This is a genomic window from Butyrivibrio sp. Su6, from assembly GCF_900108105.1.
In the GTDB taxonomy this organism is placed as follows: domain Bacteria; phylum Bacillota; class Clostridia; order Lachnospirales; family Lachnospiraceae; genus Butyrivibrio.
The window spans coordinates 13,819-30,555 of sequence record NZ_FNUR01000015.1 but is presented as its reverse complement, the minus strand read 5'-3'; the positions used below and the strand labels follow the sequence as shown (position 1 = coordinate 30,555).

Here is a 16,737-nt window from a genome sequence, read left to right as displayed (position 1 = left end):
AGTAATCGAAAAGGAAGAGCTACAACGGCTCTTCCTTTTCTTATGTCGGTTATTCAACTATGCCTCTGATACTGTTTATATCATCCACATTGTAGTTTCTCATATACTCTTCAATTCCATCTACAACTTTCCCTGTAAGATATGGATCATGGAAATTCATGGCTCCGACAGCTACTGCAGTTGCTCCTGCCATAATAAACTCTATGGCATCCTCTGCACTTGCTATTCCACCCATTCCTATAACAGGGATATTTACTGCTCTTGAAGCCTCGTAAACCATTCTCACGGCAACAGGTTTGATCGCAGGACCTGAGAGTCCGCCGGTCTTATTGGCAAGGGCGAATTTTCTTTTATAAATATCAATCTTCATGCCTGTTATGGTATTTATCAGAGAAATCGCATCAGCTCCTGCTGCCTCAGCTGCTTTTGCCATCTCTGCAATGCTTGTGACATTTGGGCTGAGCTTCATGATAATGGGTTTTTTGGATACTTTTTTTATCCTGCTTGTTATATCAAAAAGAGCTTCTTTCTTCTGACCAAAGGCAATGGCGCCCTCTTTTACATTAGGACATGAGACATTTATCTCAAGCATATCAACTCTTTCTTCATCAGAGAGTCTCTCAACCACTTCAAGGTAATCTTCTACAGACTTTCCGCAGACATTTACGATTACTTTTGTGTCATATTTTTTCAAAAACTCAAGGTCTCTGTCTATAAACACGTCCACTCCAGGATTTTGGAGGCCTATGGCATTTAGCATTCCACCGTATACTTCTACAACTCTGGGCGTGGGATTTCCCTCCCACGGAACATTGGCAACGCCTTTAGTAACTACAGCTCCGAGCTTATTCAGATCCACAAACTCCGCGTATTCCATTCCGGATCCGAAAGTTCCTGACGCTGTCATTACCGGGTTATTAAATTCTACTCCTGCTATCTTAACTTTTGTATTCATATCTACTCTCACAATCCTCAAATAGTTTCTTACATATCAAGATCATCTGCATCAAACACAGGTCCGTCTGTACAGATCCTGGCATTTTTCACATGAGAATGATCATCTACTTTTTTGGTCTTGCAGATGCAGCCAAGGCAGGCACCTACGCCACAGGCCATTTTCTCCTCAAGTGAAAGATACGCCTTGATCCCATTCTCCTGTGCATAAGCCTTGATTCCCCTGAGCATTGGCATTGGTCCGCAGGCAAAAATAACATCGCAGTCTATCTTGTTTTCTTTTAACGCATCAATTACATTGCCCTTGGTTCCTACGCTTCCGTCGTCAGAAGCAATGTAAAGTCTGCTGTATTTCTCAAATTCGTCTGAAAGGAATGTTTCGGAATTTCTATATCCCATTACTGTTATTACATCTGTGCCTTCTCCAAGTCTCTTAGCTGTTTCAAGAAGTGGTGGAACTCCAATTCCGCCTCCCATCAAAACAACTCTTTTTCCCTCTGCCTTTTCAAGAGGAAAGCCGTTACCAAGAGGTCCAAGGATCATCATGTAATCCCCCGGCTGATACAATGCAAATTCAGCTGTTCCGGTTCCAACTACTCTGTAAACCAGTCTGATAGCAGTCTTTTCCTTGTTTACCTCGCATACGCTGATAGGTCTGGGCAAAAGAGCTGCCTTATTTACTGTGTACACACCAACAAACTGCCCGGGACAAGTATCCTTTGCTATTTCTGTCTCAAGCCACAGATCAAAAATGCCATCTGCAAGCAACTTTTGGCTTAGTACTTTTGCTTCTTTTTTCATTTTCTTTGTCATGCTTTGTACACAACCTTTCCTCTGCATATTGTATAAATAATCTTTCCCGGTAATCTCTCACCAAGGAAGGGAGTATTTGACGATTTCGAAGCGCTCTGAACAAAGCTCCACTCTTCACCCGGGGCAAAAATAACAAGATCTGCCCAGCCGCCTTCTCTTATAGCCCCCGCATCAATCCCATATATCCTGGAAGGATTGATAGTCATTGCTTTCAAAAGCTCCATCAGACTAAGGTATCCCTTGTTAACCAACTCTCTTATACCAAGTGCAAGCGATGTCTCAAGTCCCGTTATTCCGCTTGGAGCAGCCTTTAAATCTTTTGCTTTTTCCTCTCTTGCATGAGGAGCATGATCTGTTGCGATCATTTCTATAGTTCCATCTTTTAAGCCCTCTATGATGGCCTGTCTGTCACTTTCAAGCCTGAGCGGAGGATTCATTTTTGCAAGAGCTCCGTATTTCAGCACCGCATCCTCAGTCAATGTAAAATGATGGGGTGTTGCTTCTGCATGAATCCTGATTCCTTCCTTTTTGGCATTTCTGATAAGTTCAACCGATTCCGCAGCGCTTATATGCTGAACAGTGATGCTTGCGCCTGTTTTCCTTGCTATGTCGATATCTCTTTTCACCATGGAGATCTCTGCTTCTCTTGGGGATCCCGCTAATCCGAGCTTCTCAGCCACATCTCCTGCGTTTATGCCATTGTCTGTTATAAATGAAGGATCTTCCTCATGAAGACTTATGACTTTTCCGACTCTTGCCGCTTCTTTGCAGGCTCTTTCCATAAGTTCTTCATCAACTATCGGCTTCCCATCATCAGTGAAAAGAACTGCTCCTGCGCCTATAAGTTCATCCATATTCACAAGTTCTTTTCCTGCCATGTTTTTAGTCACATTACCGCAGGTGTAGACGTTAATTCCGGTTTTGGCGCCTCTTTCCAGCACATCTTTGATAGTATCTGTATTGTCCATATGCGGGTCTGTATTTCCCATCATGACAACGCTTGTAAATCCGCCCTTTGCAGCAGCTTTTGCCCCGCTTTCGATGTCCTCTTTATAAGTAAAACCAGGGTCTCTGAAATGAACATGACCATCCACAAGTCCAGGTGCAACTATGCATCCTGCGGCATCAATTGATACCAGGGTATCTTCTGACTGCGCATCTGTCAGTCTATTTCCTGCTTCATCCTCTCTTAGCAGCATGCTCTCAGTAGCCATGTCATCGAGGCTTCCGCACATTCCAATCTTAGCGATCCTGTCTCCATCAACAAGCACGTCGCAAAGCCCGCACAATCCTGAAGCCGGATCCATCAGTTGTCCATTTTTAATCAGTAACATTTGCATCCCCTTGAATATGAATTTGTCCTTATGCTATATAATGCACTACCGGACATATGGTTTTCAAGTTAAAAATCCTCTTTCTATTTTTTATGAGCCGTGAGAAAATAGATGGTGGATTTATTAAGTACAAAAGAAAGGTAAATAATTTTATAATGATACGTTTAGTTCTCGCAGTTATATTTGTAGCGGTATTTTTAATAGTCAGTCTCCCTATTCAGGGAATCCTCTGGATCGTCGGAAAGTTCAATCCATGGGCTAAAAAGACTGCTTCACTTGCTATCGTCAGCTGGGCTTTCAATGTAGTTATTTTTATCTCCGGTGTCAAAAGAACTGTCATCGGTGAGGAAAATATTCCAAAAGACAAGGCTGTTCTTTATGTTGGAAACCACAGAAGCATTTTTGATATAGTTCTGTGTTATCCAAGAGTTCCTAATCCAACGGGATTCATTGCTAAAAAGGAAATCCTTAAGGTTCCGCTCCTTAACATTTGGATGATCTATATGGACTGCCTCTTCCTTGACAGGAAGGACCTTAAAAAGGGTCTTGAGATGATCCTTTCAGCCATCGAAAAAGTTAAGAACGGCATCTCAATCTTTATCTATCCTGAAGGTACCAGAAACAAGACAGATCAGCCACTTGGCGAATTCCACAAAGGAAGCTTTAAGATAGCTCAAAGAACTGATTGCCCCATCGTTCCTGTAGTAGTTACCCACACGGAAGATATTTTGGAAAAGCATTTTCCACTGATAAAGAGCACTCATGTGACTATCGAGTACTGCAAGCCTGTTGTTATGAGTGAGCTTTCCAAGGAAGATCAGAAAAATATCGATCAGTATGTTAAAAAGATCGTTGAAGAAACATATCTCAAGAACGTAAATTCTTGAAAAAATGGCGAGTGCTAAACTGCACTCGCCATTTTAATTAATTACATCTTACTTCCTTTTGTTCCGCCACCAAGGTGAACGCCTTCAAGGACGTTTGTCTCAAATGAATATACAACCTTATGGTTTTCTCTGTCTGCTTTAAGAGCCAGCTGTATCATGCTGTCTAAAAGCTGTTCATATTTAACTCCAAGAGGCTCCCAAAGATAGAATGAAAGTGATCCCGGAATTGTATTGATCTCATTTAAATATACTTTATTTGTTGCCATGTCGATCATAAAGTCAATTCTTGAAACTCCTGAGCATCCAAGGCAAATAAATGCGTCAACAGCCATTTTTCTGATCTGATCTCTCATCTCAGATGTGATGTCAGCAGGGATTTTTCTCTTAAGAGATGCCATTCCCTTTGAACCGCCGGTCTTTGCGCCGCCCTTAGCTGAGCCCTTTGCTCCGCCGATGTACTTATCTTCAAAGCTAAGGATATCATCAGAGTTGATAGGTTCCTCACACTCTGAAGCCTGTGCTGACTCATAGTCACCAAGAACTGAGCAATTAATCTCCTTAAGCTGAGTAATTGCAGGCTCAACAAGGATTTTCTTGGAAAATTCAAATCCAAGATCAAGAGCTTCTAATAAGCCCTCTCTGTTAGATGCCTTCTTTATACCGATACTTGAGCCAAGATTTAATGGCTTGATAATTACAGGATAATCAAACTGCTTTTCTATTTTTTCAACAAGTCCGTTAACGTCCTCGTAGTCCTTCCATGTATAGCACTTGCAGTCAAGAACAGGGATTCCGTTATCCTTTAAAACTGTCTTCATAACATACTTGTTCATACCAACTGCTGATGAAAGAACATCACATCCAACAACAGGAAGACCAAGAGTAGCAAGATAGCCCTGTAAAGTACCATCTTCTACGTTTGTTCCATGAACGATAGGGAATGCAACGTCGACCTGAGAAATAACATTATTTCCGAATTTCTTCATTGGATATCTCATAAGAGATACCTTGTCACCTTCTTTAACCCAGATAACCTGAGTACTCTTTTTCAAAAGTTCAGGAATATGTGTATATTCCTCTATCTTGTCCACATATTCTCCAACATAATAATCATTATTCTTTGTCATATAAACAGGGATAATGTCATATTTTTCCTTGTTGATACTGCCTATAGCCTGAATTGCTGAAATTATTGAAATTTCATGCTCAGTACTTTTTCCACCAAATAAAACTGCAACTTTAAGCTTCATAAACTGCCTTCTTTCCTAAAACTGTTATCATTTATTTATAATTATCCGGAAGATCATTTTCAAGCAAAATAACTTTTTCTCTTCCTGCATCTATCTCATACATAAGAGCTGTAGCTTCGCTTAGAGTATTCTTTACAAACAATCTCTCAGGATCAAAGCCCTTTTCCAGAGCTCCTGCCTTTATTGAAGCACTGTTCTTTTCTCCAACAAGAATTATGTAGTCGCAAACCTCAGCAGCCTGCCTTCCAAATTCTTTGTTGTACTCATCCTCTTTTTCACCAAGCTCAACCATTCCCGGAGTAACAAGGATCTTAACCTGGTCCTTAAAAAGAGAAAGTGTTTCAAGAGCTACCTTTGCTCCGTTTGGATTGGAGTTGTAAGCATCATCAAGTATGGATACATTACCGTGCTTATTGAGCTCAAGTCTGTGAGGAACGCTCTGAAGACGCCTTACAGCGATCTTAAGCTTGGACATTGAGATTCCAAGACTGTTGGCCGCAGCAATTGCACCAACTATATTCTCAACATTATGTCTTCCTACAAGTTTTGTCGTATATTCTGATGTCTCTCCACTTGGAGAAGTAACAGTAAAGGTTGTTCCCTGGCTGTTAACCCTGATATCTTTTGCCTGGTAATCGTTGCCATCGTTAAGTCCATAAGTGATGGCATCTTTATATTTCATATTGGCACGGATTATCTCATTGTCTCCGTTAACAAACTTAAGGTGTTTACCTTCTTTTTTGCCTTCGGCTTTTTCTTTTTCATCCACCGCATCAAGCAGCTCATATTTAGTGCTTATGATATTCTCAAGGCTGTGGAAAGTCTCAAGATGCTGATATCCAATAGATGTAACTATTCCGTCATCAGGATGAACGATATCAGTTATCTCTTTTATGTCATGAAGGTGACGAGCACCCATTTCACACACAAAAATCTCGTGAGTTGGCTTTAAATGCTCTCTTATAGTCCTTACAATTCCCATTGGAGTGTTGTAGCTTTCAGGAGTCATAAGAACGCTAAAGCCTTCTGATAAAAGTGTCGTAAGATAGTACTTAACACTTGTCTTACCAAAACTTCCTGTAATACCTATAATGCGAAGATTCTCATGTTCTCTAAGCATTCTCTTTGCATCGTCAATAAAGTACTGATTTATTCTGTTCTCTATTGGCTTATTTATAAGATTGGCAAGTGCAGGAACAAGCGGCAAAAGAGCCATGAAAAGAACCGCTGAAATTGCTGGAATTCCTGATATTAAAGCCCCAACCACAAGGAAAATTAACGCAATGACCACATAAGTGATGAATAGTCTTTTTACTCTGTCAGTAACAACAAATTTCTTTTTGGCAGGCTTGGGAAGATACGAAATAAGAAGAAATACATAGAGCGCCATCATTACCACAAATGATAAAAGCAGTACTCTTATTCCGTTTGCATCTGCTATAAGTGTGCAAATAACAGTCAGAAGAAATGCTCCGTGCGCCACAAGATTTCGTGGGATGGACCTTAAGAATCTGAAATATCCCTGAAACTGATAGCTTGATAGCTGGAGCATATGAGTGTAATACCTAAGTCCCAGCACTGCCATCACAAGAACAAGTAATAGTATTATTATATTTCCTATCATCAAAAACATGCTTTACCTCTTAATCAATGCCTAAAAAGCTTCCAAGAATCCTGTTGTAAAGATACGGATTATCAAGGAATGAGTAGTGTCCTGCGCCATTTATCACAGCAAGTCCTGCCTCCGGCATGAGCTTTTCCATTCGCTGTCCGTCAGAAAGCGGTGTCGCTGTATCTTTATCGCCCCATATCAAAAGAGCCGGCTGAGTTACTGATGGCATGTAAGGAACCAGGTCCTCATTAACTGCCATAACAAGACTCTTTCTCATAACAGGTGAAGCTGCAGCATAGTCGGCACTTCCAAATTTCTTCTGAAGTTTGTTAAGAGCATCAGGATCGATCTTTAGAATTCCGCTTTTTTCTATGAGGTTCTTATAAAAGTGATATCTCTTTGTGCGTTTCTTTTGCGCCTCGGTTTTTTCAGGAATAATTCCTGCCGAATCAGTAAGGATCACCTTTGGAATTGAAAAATCAGCCTTAATCCTTCCATCATGGATTCCGGACGCAAGCTTTATTATGATCCTGCCACCCATTGAATGTCCGAGGAATATTACCTCTTTTTCCTCCGGATAGAGCTTTTTGATAAATGCTAGAACAAAATCCACGAATGCATCAACGTTCATGGGCTCTGCCGGCTCGTCGCTCTTTCCAAATCCGGGCATATCCATTGCTACTACGTGATATTTGCTCTTGGCAAAAGCTATGACTCCGGCGAAAAGATCTATGTTAGATCCCCAACCATGGAGCATCACAAGTAATGGTCCCTGCCCTTCATCTATGTAATTTATGTTTAATCCATTAATATTTTTATTCATGACTCATCCATATTAACACCTAAGAAAGTGCCATGCAAATTAAAAGGTTGTCATTTAGATAGTAAAAAGTGGTTACTTTAAAACGCTTAGCATAAATATAAGCAGAGCATCGTTTCTCGGGTCATTTAAGATTCCGGATTTTCCGGCTTCATCCTGATAGGTCCTCTCGGTTGAATCCGTAACATAATTCATAGCATCCGGATTCATTCCCATAAGATAATGAAGATGGTTCTCTATGATCGTTGTGTATTCATGATTATATATGATGTGATCTGTAATGGTAAGGCATCTCATGTCGTATAAAAGATTCAGAAATCCTTCTTCCGACTCAAGGTCAGACACAAGATATGTACTCTCTGATGACTCATCAGCAATTTTACCAGACCTTTTCATAAGGCATTTCATGAGCTTACCGCACTGATCAACATCAACGGCCTGGCTTGTGGAAAGGTAAGTCACCGATCCGATAAAAACATCTTCATTACTGTTAAAGAGTTCATCAAAATCTGACTTTGTAAAAAATGCGTTGATCACATCTTTATAGGCATCACTGCCTGTTGCCCTATAGAGCTGAGTAGCTGCCTTAAAGGCCAGCGGGTCATCAGTTATGTTCTGATTCACCCTATAGCAGTTCCAGGCTTTATCTGCTGCCCTCAGGCAGGTTGTTGCAAATTCTGCGTCGTACTGCTGATAAAAATAACTAAATCTTGCCAAAGTAGCTGCAAAATTGATGGTTGCCTCCATTGAAACCGGGGTAACAACAACCGGATAATTTATGACATCTCCGCCCTTGCTGCTGTCTGTAAGGGCTGCCCCATGCTCTCCCCCTGTCTTATCATCCTGCATTTTGATAAGCCATTCCACTTCATATCTGACTTCATCCAAAATATCAGGAATACCATTGCCACTCTCAGGGATTCCCAGTTCATCTGTAAAGGCTTCCTCATCCATTTCATATGCTAAAAGAAAATTCTCAGCAATCTTGCTTCCAACATTAGTGTCCCTGTCTGCCTGCTCATCCATGTGCCATCCGCCTGTGACGTCGATCTGGATGCTCTCATCCTCCTGAAGTTTGGCTGCGTTTGTGTGGCAGGCACTGTGGCCACTTTCACCTGCATAATTTTCAGAAAGCGCTATTCCGCACCTGTTGTAATAGAATTTTTTGCAGGCTTCATCGAAAGTGTCCGAGACTGTGGTCTCAGCAATAGAAAAAGAATAGGATTCTCCAAGGTAATCTGCGCAAATGTAGTAACTTCCTTCTTCCACAAGATCCGTAAAATACCCAAGAGCATAGGATTCTCCAAGCTCCTCGTCATAGGTTTCTTTTAGGATAACGCCCTCGAAAGCCGGTGTACCATCCTCGATCCGATTCACAGTAAATGTTGTCGGTATTTCTTTTCCCCTAAATACTGCAACTTTATCAGAATCAGGTAAAAAACCTTTCTGATCCACCAGGATATTGGGCGTCTGGACAGGCGCCTCATAGTCAAAACTGGCTGTCTTTTTTTCACTTACTTCTATTGTACTATCACTAGAAGAAGCGCCGCAGCCTGCGGCGCTTCCTATAACAGCAGTAGCAACGACTGCTGCCAGTGTTTTCTTTTTCCCTCTCATAATAAGAAACATTATTTTACCCTGTTATAATTTATCAAGCATCCATCAAGAATAATCTGCCTCTCATCATCAGTCAAATTCCCCAGTCTCAATGAAAACTCTTTAAGTCCGTTTTCAGAAACAGCATATGCTTTAATTTCTTCACTCTTATTATATACGGCATCTCTGATTCCAGGTATAAAAATATAATCTTTATTTTTAAACGGAAGCTCTCCCTCGTCAATTATAAATGGTAACATTCCCCAGTTGATAAGGTTTGAACGATAACGCTTTGTAGCGTATTCATTGGCAATGTTAGCCCAGCCTCCAAGTACCTTCTGGCAAGAAGCAGCCTGCTCTCTGGCTGATCCGTCACCGGGTTTTACTGCAAATATTGTTGAACCAATTCCGGTGTTGGAATTATTAACATCAGAGAACTGAGCCTTTATGGTCTTTACTGCCTCTGCAAGCTCCTGATCAAGCTCTTCCATAGGAACATTTTCACGTCTCTTTATCTCCTGAGCGTATACTTCCTTAGCAAGACCCACATAAGCAGGATCTTTTCTTGAAAGTGTAAACTCAGCAAGTCCAAGAGGATTTGAACGATAAGATGATGTCTCGCCTGATGGAATAAGTTCATCAGTAGTTGTAACAGGATCATGGATCTCAGATACAACCTTCAAAAGGAGATTGTCTGTAAGGGCAACCATACTTGGCCAATCCTTGATGTTAGGTCCAAGCTGAAGCTCCACACTGTCATCTGCAACACCATGAGAATCAAATACTCTGTTTTTGTAGATAGCACTGTCAAAATGATATTTATATTTATTAAAGTCACCCACAAATTCTGTAGCAGGTGTAAGAACGCCCTTGTTTGCAGCTGTTGCAGCAATTGATCTGGCATCCATAAGAGCAACGGAAGCAATCTGTCCGCTCTGAACCTTGGAACCTTCTCTGTTAGGGAAGTTTCTGGTTGAATGTCTGATGCTGAATGCATTATTGGCAGGAGTATCGCCTGCGCCAAAGCAAGGTCCGCAGAATGCTGTCTTTAATATAGCACCTGACTCCATAATAGTTGCAGCCGCACCGTTTTTAACTATTTCCATATAAATCGGTGTTGATGCAGGATAAACGCTAAGTGTAAATCTGTCGTTTCCTATGAATTTGCCCTTGAGGATATCTGCTGCCGCACAGATATTTTCAAATCCGCCACCTGCACAACCTGCAATTATTCCCTGGTCAACCATGAACTTGCCATCTTTAAGCTTATTCATGAGAGAGAACTCAACCTTATCACCAAAGCTTACCTTTGCTTTTTTCTCTACATCAGCAAGGATATCAGCTGCGTTTCTGTTCACCTCATCAATCTCATAAACGTTACTTGGGTGGAATGGCATAGCGATCATAGGATTGATAGAGCCAAGATCAACCTTTACCAGGCCATCATAGTAGGCAACTTTTCCAGGTTTTAATTCTTTATAATCAGCTGCTCTTCCGTGGATATCATAGAAGTCCTTTATCTCATCATCGGTCTGCCATATAGATGAAAGGCATGTTGTTTCTGTTGTCATTACATCTACGCCAATTCTGAAATCAGCGCTAAGGTTCTTAACACCAGGTCCAACAAACTCCATTACTTTATTCTTTACATATCCATCGCCGAATACTTTTCCAATAATAGCCAGCGCTACGTCCTGAGGTCCAACCCCCTTCTTAGGCTCACCTTCAAGGTAAATAGCTACAACTCCAGGCATATCTACATCGTATGTCTGTCCAAGAAGCTGTTTTACAAGTTCAGGTCCGCCCTCACCGATAGCCATTGTTCCAAGAGCTCCATATCTGGTATGGGAGTCTGAGCCAAGGATCATGCTTCCGCCTGATGCCAGCATCTCTCTTGCAAACTGGTGAATTACTGCCTGATGAGGTGGTACATATATTCCGCCATACTTCTGTGCTGCTGTAAGTCCAAACATGTGGTCATCTTCGTTTATTGTTCCGCCTACAGCACAAAGAGAATTGTGGCAATTTGTAAGAACGTAAGGAATAGGGAACTTGGTAAGTCCTGAAGCTCTTGCAGTCTGAATGATTCCAACATAAGTGATGTCATGTGAAGTAAGCTTGTCGAATTTAACGCAAAGCTTATCCATGCTATCGGATGTATTATGCGCTTTCAGAATACCGTAACATATCGTATTTTCTTTTGCCTGCTCTTTAGTTACACCGTCAAAACCTTCTGCAGAAAGCTTTGCAGATGCATCATTATCATCTAAAACAAGTGTGGTTCCATTTAGTAAAAAACATCCATTTTCGTATGTTGTTACCATTGTTTTCCTCCTACCCTTTTTAACCGCTATACATGTATACAATTTTATAAGCGCTATTCTACCATAGATAAACACTACTTGGTAGGATATTTTTTAATATGAATCCAAAACTCGCTGAAGCTTTGCAGTAACTTCCTCGATTCCAGCCTCTTTTAGCTCTTGTCTGAAAATCGTCACCTCTTCTTCAGGTGTCACATCATACTGACCATAAGTTATCGCCGGAAGGTATTTGTCGAACACTTCTACTATGGATTTTATCTCTTTATTGATATCCTCTGTTGAAAAAGGAACGCTATCCCACGGGTACGAATAGGCATTTCTATCATATGTATCAATCAGATCATAATATTCATTCCAATTGTATGAGGAATCCTGGATTTCAAGGGCATCCCTTCTTCCCCACCAGAAATTCGTGACAATCTCATCTCTATCAGCATTATATCCGCTGGGCTTTTCCAATAATCCGTTTTTATTGACCTCGTATTGGACACCCTCTATTCCATAATTGATCAATCTGTAGCATCTTGGATCATTTCTTAGAAGGTCATATACCATAAGCGCTTTTTCAGGATTTTTAGATCCGCTGTAAACAGCCATTGCTCCGTGGAGAATACTGTTTCTCATCAAATTGCTGTTTTCTTCACCAAACCAGAAAAAATCCGTTTCTGCGTCAGGGATCATTACATCCATTGTAGGCTTTATTTCTGAGTAATACTTCTGTGTATGGTGCTGAACAACACTCGTATATCCAGAGAAAAACTCTTCTGTGTTATCCCCGGTAAATCTAAAGTCATCTCTCCATATACCACTTTCATCCCAATCCTTCATGAGTTTTGCATATTCCAAAAACTCATCACCTGTATAATAAGGAGAAACTATGGTTTTCAGATCATCGGTATAGGCTCCCCAGATTCCGTATGTGCTCAGTTCATAAATAGGCGCATACTTCCTTACGGACATAAGGTAGCCCAAAGTATGTATCACTGTCTTACCATCCGCATCCCAAGGCAACATATCAGGATGAGCTTTTTTCACATATTTAAGATACTTATCCAGATCTGACCATGATTTAACCCTGTCAAGCCCAGCCTCTCTGGCTAGATCTTTCCTGTATATAAATCCGTGATTTATCCACTGGGTATATTCATTCTCCGGAATCATATAAATACTTCCGTTGTATGAACATTTTTCCCATTCTTCTTTTTTTATGTTGGAATATGTTTGTGGACAGTACTCTTGCAACATATCTTTTGAAAGAGGTAAAAAGTTGCCTTTTATCGTATTCGGCCAGGCATCCAGCCAGTCGCTTCCGGTACCGACCAAATCCAGATCAACATCTCCTGAATCCAACGCAATATTATAATTTTCCAGATAGTCTTTCCAAGGAATGTAATAGATATCAAGCCTTGCATTCACTTCTTTTTCAAGAATTGAATTCAGTTCTTTTATTACTTCCTCAGTCCTTCCGTTAGATGGCTTTTCACCAATTGTTAAGTATGTAATAGTAACCGGGTTTTTGGTGTAGTCATTTTCTTTTGCTCCACAGGCTGCACATGCTATCAGCATCCCAAGAACAATTAAGCTAGTAAAAATCCTTGTTCTCACTAGAGATTTCCTTTCTGCTCCTTCAATGCCTTATTTCTTGCACGAAGTTCAACAAAAAAATCTTTTAATAGTTTGCTACACTCCTCCTTCAAAACTCCCTTTTTCACTGTAACCTGATGATTAAAATCCGGATTATTCAGAATATCCATTACAGAACCTGCGCAACCAGCTTTCGGATTTTCTGCAGCCATAATGACCTCCGGTATCCTCGCCTGTACAATTGCTCCCGCACACATCTGGCAAGGCTCCAAAGTAACATAGAGCTTACACTCCTCAAGTCTCCAATCCTTCATGACTTTAACTGCCTTTTTTATAGCTGTTATCTCTGCATGAGCAAGCGGAGTCTTGTCTGTATTACGCCTGTTGTATCCCCTTCCTATAATCCTTCCTTCATAAACAATAACGCATCCTATCGGCACCTCCCCAAGTTTATATGCCTTTTTAGCCTGCGCTATTGCAGCTTTCATATACTTATTATCTTCTTGTTCTTCGTTTATAACTCTTGATTTTGCTTGTAATTTCATAGTAGTAATTGATTTCTTTTTTTGTTATTATATGATATACATGTCATATTTTCACATGATTATTATATATTGTTTCAGAGGTCATATAAATGAAAATTTCCACCAAAGGTCGTTATGCCCTCAAAGTCATGATGGATATTGCTCTTCACGACAATGGGGAATTCATTTCACTTAAAGATATATCGAATCGCCAGAATATCACAGTTAAATATCTTGAACAGATTGTTTCTGGTCTTAACAAGGCAGGTTTTTTACTTAGTATGCGTGGAAACAATGGTGGGTACCGCCTGGCAAGAGAACCTAAAGATTGTAATATTGGCGATATCCTTCGAACTGTTGAGGGAAGCCTTACTCCTATCGAATGTGTTTCCGGTAGTGAAGGAAATCCTTGTCCATTATCGGATTCCTGTTCAACTCTTCCTTTTTGGGCCGGGCTCGATAAGGTAGTAAATGACTACATCAACAGCTATAGTCTTCAAGATTTAATAGATCAAAATTGACAATATACAAAAAACAAAGTATAGTAATAAAGCGGTTTTGTGAAGGGTGCATGTAGCAGTCCTTTTGTGCAGAATCGGGTCTTATGCAATGGAAATCTACGAACCGTGTCAGGTCGGGAACGAAGCAGCACTAAGTAGAACCTTCCATGTGTTGTAAGGTTGCCTTATTCTGCCTGAAGTCAACGTGCATGCGTCCTTCACAGAACCGCTTCTTTTTTACCTGTTTTCCAGGTATTTCATATATCCTATTACCATAAGAGCAATCTTAAATGTAAGTGCATCATCAAATTTTCTAACATCAAGTCCAGAGCTCTTTTCCAGTTTTTCAATTCTATAGACAAGTGTATTTCTATGAACAAAAAGCTGTCTTGAAGTCTCAGAGACATTAAGATTGTTCTCAAAGAATTTATTGATTGTATTTAAAGTCTCTTCATCAAGATCATCCGGAACTTCTTTTCCACCAAAAATCTCATCGATGAAAATTCGGCAAAGACTCTCAGGAAGCTGATAGATAAGTCTTCCAATGCCCAAAGTGTTATAGGCGTTTACTCTCTTTTCAGCATAGAATATTCTTCCAACTTCAAGAGCCATCTTGGCCTCTTTGTATGACTTACTCAAATCCTTAAGTTCATCCACTATAGTTCCGTAGGATACCCTTACATCGAGCATAGCCTCAGTGTTCATCATGTCCACAATTGTTGTGGCAATCTTTTGAACCTCTTCATATGTCTGAGACTTAGCAAGAGACTTTATCAATATAACGCTGTTCTCATCGACAGCAGTTACATAATCACCTGTATGTGGTGCATACATGCTTCCGAGAAGTTCCTGTGCAGTATTATCATTGGAATGCTTAACCTCGACCAAAATGATAACTCTTGGTACATTAACTTCTACCTTAAGTTTGCGTGCTCTGTTATATACATCAATAAGAAGCATATTATCAAGGAGCAGATTCTGGAAGAAGTTATTTCTGTCGTACCTCTCCTTATAGGCTACGATAAGATTCTGAAGCTGACTAACTCCAATCTTACCAACCATATATGCGTGCTCACTGTCACCTTTTGCTAAAAGAACGTAAGCCGGCTCACCTTCATCAAGTATCTTAAACAGATGAACATCTCCAATAACCTGTGAATCAACCGGAGATTGTGCAAAACTTGTAATTATTGAAATATCAAGTATATCCCGTTCAGTGGTAGAAGCTACAATATCACCATTTAAGTCCATAACACAAAGCTCAACTTTTGTAATTGCTCCTAACTCATCTATACTTCCCTTGATAGTCTGCGCAGAAATCATCTGTCTACCTCCTTGCAATATAACATAAGTATAACATAATGCATGAAAAAAAGGCTATCGCTCGCGCGATAGCCTTCCCATTTTTAATATTAGTTTGTGATTGTCTTCTCTGTCTCTTTGTCGAAGATGTGGATCTTCTCAACATCGAATGCAAACTTAACCTTATCGCCAGGTCTAGCTGTTGTACGAGAATCAACTCTAGCTGTGATAGGGAACTTATCAAGATCAAAGTACAGATAAACTTCTGCACCAAGAAGCTCGTATACGTTGATTGTTGACTCAAATACAGCCTTTGATGTGTTAACAACCATCTCTGAATCGTCAACATCTTCTGGACGGATACCGAATGTAACAGTCTTTCCAGCGTAGCCTCCCTCGATAACCTTCTTAGCCTTTGCAGGTGGAAGTTCGATTGACTGGCCAGCGATCTTGAGGCAAGCCTTGTCGCCCTGTACTTCAACTTCTGCATCAAGGAAGTTCATCTGAGGTGATCCCATGAATCCAGCAACGAAGAGGTTGCCTGGCTTATCATAGAGGTTCTGAGGTGTATCAACCTGCTGAACAACACCGTCCTTCATAACTACGATTCTTGTACCAAGAGTCATAGCCTCTGTCTGGTCATGTGTAACGTAGATGATTGTTGTGCCAAGTCTCTGGTGAAGCTTAGCGATCTCTGTTCTCATCTGTACACGGAGCTTTGCATCAAGGTTTGAAAGAGGTTCGTCCATAAGGAATACCTTAGGGTTACGAACGATAGCACGTCCCATAGCAACACGCTGTCTCTGTCCACCTGAAAGAGCCTTTGGCTTACGATCAAGGAGCTTCTCAAGGTCAAGGATCTTAGCAGCTTCTCTAACCATCTTATCAATATCAGCCTTTGGAACTTTTCTAAGCTTAAGTCCAAATGCCATGTTATCATATACTGTCATGTGAGGATACAGAGCGTAGTTCTGGAATACCATCGCAATATCTCTGTCCTTAGGCTCAACGTCGTTAACAACTCTGTCACCGATCTTAAGTGTTCCTGAAGAGATATCTTCAAGTCCAGCGATCATACGAAGTGTTGTTGACTTTCCGCATCCTGAAGGTCCTACGAAAATAATAAATTCTTTATCCTGAATCTCAAGGTTGAAGTCTTTAACAGCCTCAAAACCATTAGGATATACTTTAGTTACATGCTCAAGTGATAAACTTGCCATACCTTATATTCCTCCTA

At 40.6% G+C, this 16,737-nt stretch carries 13 protein-coding genes, 1 other RNA gene and 1 pseudogene; 3 read left to right on the top strand and 12 right to left on the bottom strand.

The genetic code is table 11. The features are described from left to right. Positions 1 to 49 precede the first annotated feature (49 nt). From C4S54_RS14000 to C4S54_RS13990, 3 genes are read right to left on the bottom strand one after another with little or no spacing between them, the layout of a single operon-like run. Positions 50 to 955, bottom strand: coding sequence for a dihydroorotate dehydrogenase (locus C4S54_RS14000; RefSeq protein ID WP_103870071.1), 906 nt, complete (start codon positions 953 to 955; stop codon positions 50 to 52). Between the two features lie 29 nt (positions 956 to 984). Continuing rightward, entirely contained in the window at positions 985 to 1,767 is a 783-nt protein-coding gene (locus C4S54_RS13995) for a dihydroorotate dehydrogenase electron transfer subunit (protein ID WP_103870070.1), read from the bottom strand. Beyond that, positions 1,764 to 3,101, bottom strand: a complete 1,338-nt coding sequence (locus C4S54_RS13990) for a dihydroorotase (RefSeq protein ID WP_103870069.1) — start codon at positions 3,099 to 3,101, stop codon at positions 1,764 to 1,766. Before C4S54_RS13990 ends, C4S54_RS13995 begins: the two co-directional genes overlap by 4 nt. A 155-nt stretch (positions 3,102 to 3,256) precedes the next feature. Between C4S54_RS13990 and C4S54_RS13985 the strand changes: the two genes are divergently transcribed. Further along, positions 3,257 to 3,988, top strand: a complete 732-nt coding sequence (locus C4S54_RS13985; protein ID WP_103870117.1) for a lysophospholipid acyltransferase family protein — start codon at positions 3,257 to 3,259, stop codon at positions 3,986 to 3,988. A gap of 41 nt (positions 3,989 to 4,029) precedes the next feature. Here the strand turns inward: C4S54_RS13985 and C4S54_RS13980 are convergent, their stop codons facing one another. The 7 genes from C4S54_RS13980 to tadA form a co-directional block, all read right to left on the bottom strand. Then, positions 4,030 to 5,238: a D-alanine--D-alanine ligase family protein gene (locus tag C4S54_RS13980; protein ID WP_103870068.1), complete on the bottom strand. Its 1,209-nt coding sequence runs from the start codon at positions 5,236 to 5,238 to the stop codon at positions 4,030 to 4,032. Positions 5,239 to 5,269: 31 nt separating this feature from the next. Further along, a complete protein-coding gene (locus tag C4S54_RS13975; protein ID WP_242973830.1) occupies positions 5,270 to 6,871 on the bottom strand; it encodes a Mur ligase family protein in 1,602 nt (533 codons plus the stop codon). Between the two features lie 10 nt (positions 6,872 to 6,881). Beyond that, positions 6,882 to 7,673, bottom strand: a complete 792-nt coding sequence (locus C4S54_RS13970) for an alpha/beta fold hydrolase (protein ID WP_103870067.1) — start codon at positions 7,671 to 7,673, stop codon at positions 6,882 to 6,884. 72 nt (positions 7,674 to 7,745) lie between these two features. Beyond that, positions 7,746 to 9,299, bottom strand: a complete 1,554-nt coding sequence (locus C4S54_RS13965) for a glycoside hydrolase family 9 protein (protein WP_103870066.1) — start codon at positions 9,297 to 9,299, stop codon at positions 7,746 to 7,748. After that, on the bottom strand, positions 9,299 to 11,590 hold the full coding sequence (locus C4S54_RS13960) for a hydratase (protein ID WP_103870065.1): 2,292 nt from the start codon (positions 11,588 to 11,590) through the stop codon (positions 9,299 to 9,301). Before C4S54_RS13960 ends, C4S54_RS13965 begins: the two co-directional genes overlap by 1 nt. A gap of 93 nt (positions 11,591 to 11,683) precedes the next feature. Next, positions 11,684 to 13,195, bottom strand: a complete 1,512-nt coding sequence (locus C4S54_RS13955; RefSeq protein WP_103870064.1) for an extracellular solute-binding protein — start codon at positions 13,193 to 13,195, stop codon at positions 11,684 to 11,686. Next, positions 13,195 to 13,719, bottom strand: a complete 525-nt coding sequence (gene tadA, locus C4S54_RS13950) for a tRNA adenosine(34) deaminase TadA (RefSeq protein WP_103870063.1) — start codon at positions 13,717 to 13,719, stop codon at positions 13,195 to 13,197. Before tadA ends, C4S54_RS13955 begins: the two co-directional genes overlap by 1 nt. Positions 13,720 to 13,808: 89 nt before the next feature. Between tadA and C4S54_RS16450 the strand changes: the two are divergent. Both C4S54_RS16450 and ffs read left to right on the top strand, forming a co-directional pair. Next, a pseudogene (locus C4S54_RS16450) lies at positions 13,809 to 14,195 on the top strand (RrF2 family transcriptional regulator); the annotation flags it as partial. Next, an RNA gene (gene ffs, locus C4S54_RS13940) (signal recognition particle sRNA large type) lies at positions 14,195 to 14,435 on the top strand. The pseudogene C4S54_RS16450 and the gene ffs, both read left to right, overlap by 1 nt. On the opposite strand, the gene C4S54_RS13935 is transcribed toward ffs, so the two are convergent. Both C4S54_RS13935 and C4S54_RS13930 read right to left on the bottom strand, forming a co-directional pair. Next, a complete protein-coding gene (locus C4S54_RS13935; RefSeq protein WP_103870062.1) occupies positions 14,436 to 15,521 on the bottom strand; it encodes a PucR family transcriptional regulator in 1,086 nt (361 codons plus the stop codon). 89 nt (positions 15,522 to 15,610) lie between these two features. Continuing rightward, complete coding sequence (locus tag C4S54_RS13930; protein WP_022772361.1) at positions 15,611 to 16,720, bottom strand: ABC transporter ATP-binding protein; 1,110 nt, start codon at positions 16,718 to 16,720, stop codon at positions 15,611 to 15,613. Positions 16,721 to 16,737: the final 17 nt, after the last annotated feature.

What these genes read in the sequence shown, in the direction of transcription:
- C4S54_RS14000 (WP_103870071.1), bottom strand. Translation starts at nt 955, where the DNA reads ATGAATACAAAAGTTAAGATAGCAGGAGTAGAATTTAATAACCCGGTA.
- C4S54_RS13995 (WP_103870070.1), bottom strand. Translation starts at nt 1,767, where the DNA reads ATGACAAAGAAAATGAAAAAAGAAGCAAAAGTACTAAGCCAAAAGTTG.
- C4S54_RS13990 (WP_103870069.1), bottom strand. Translation starts at nt 3,101, where the DNA reads ATGTTACTGATTAAAAATGGACAACTGATGGATCCGGCTTCAGGATTG.
- C4S54_RS13985 (WP_103870117.1), top strand. Translation starts at nt 3,257, where the DNA reads ATGATACGTTTAGTTCTCGCAGTTATATTTGTAGCGGTATTTTTAATA.
- C4S54_RS13980 (WP_103870068.1), bottom strand. Translation starts at nt 5,238, where the DNA reads ATGAAGCTTAAAGTTGCAGTTTTATTTGGTGGAAAAAGTACTGAGCAT.
- C4S54_RS13975 (WP_242973830.1), bottom strand. Translation starts at nt 6,871, where the DNA reads ATGTTTTTGATGATAGGAAATATAATAATACTATTACTTGTTCTTGTG.
- C4S54_RS13970 (WP_103870067.1), bottom strand. Translation starts at nt 7,673, where the DNA reads ATGAATAAAAATATTAATGGATTAAACATAAATTACATAGATGAAGGG.
- C4S54_RS13965 (WP_103870066.1), bottom strand. Translation starts at nt 9,299, where the DNA reads ATGTTTCTTATTATGAGAGGGAAAAAGAAAACACTGGCAGCAGTCGTT.
- C4S54_RS13960 (WP_103870065.1), bottom strand. Translation starts at nt 11,590, where the DNA reads ATGGTAACAACATACGAAAATGGATGTTTTTTACTAAATGGAACCACA.
- tadA (WP_103870063.1), bottom strand. Translation starts at nt 13,719, where the DNA reads ATGAAATTACAAGCAAAATCAAGAGTTATAAACGAAGAACAAGAAGAT.
- C4S54_RS13935 (WP_103870062.1), bottom strand. Translation starts at nt 15,521, where the DNA reads ATGATTTCTGCGCAGACTATCAAGGGAAGTATAGATGAGTTAGGAGCA.
- C4S54_RS13930 (WP_022772361.1), bottom strand. Translation starts at nt 16,720, where the DNA reads ATGGCAAGTTTATCACTTGAGCATGTAACTAAAGTATATCCTAATGGT.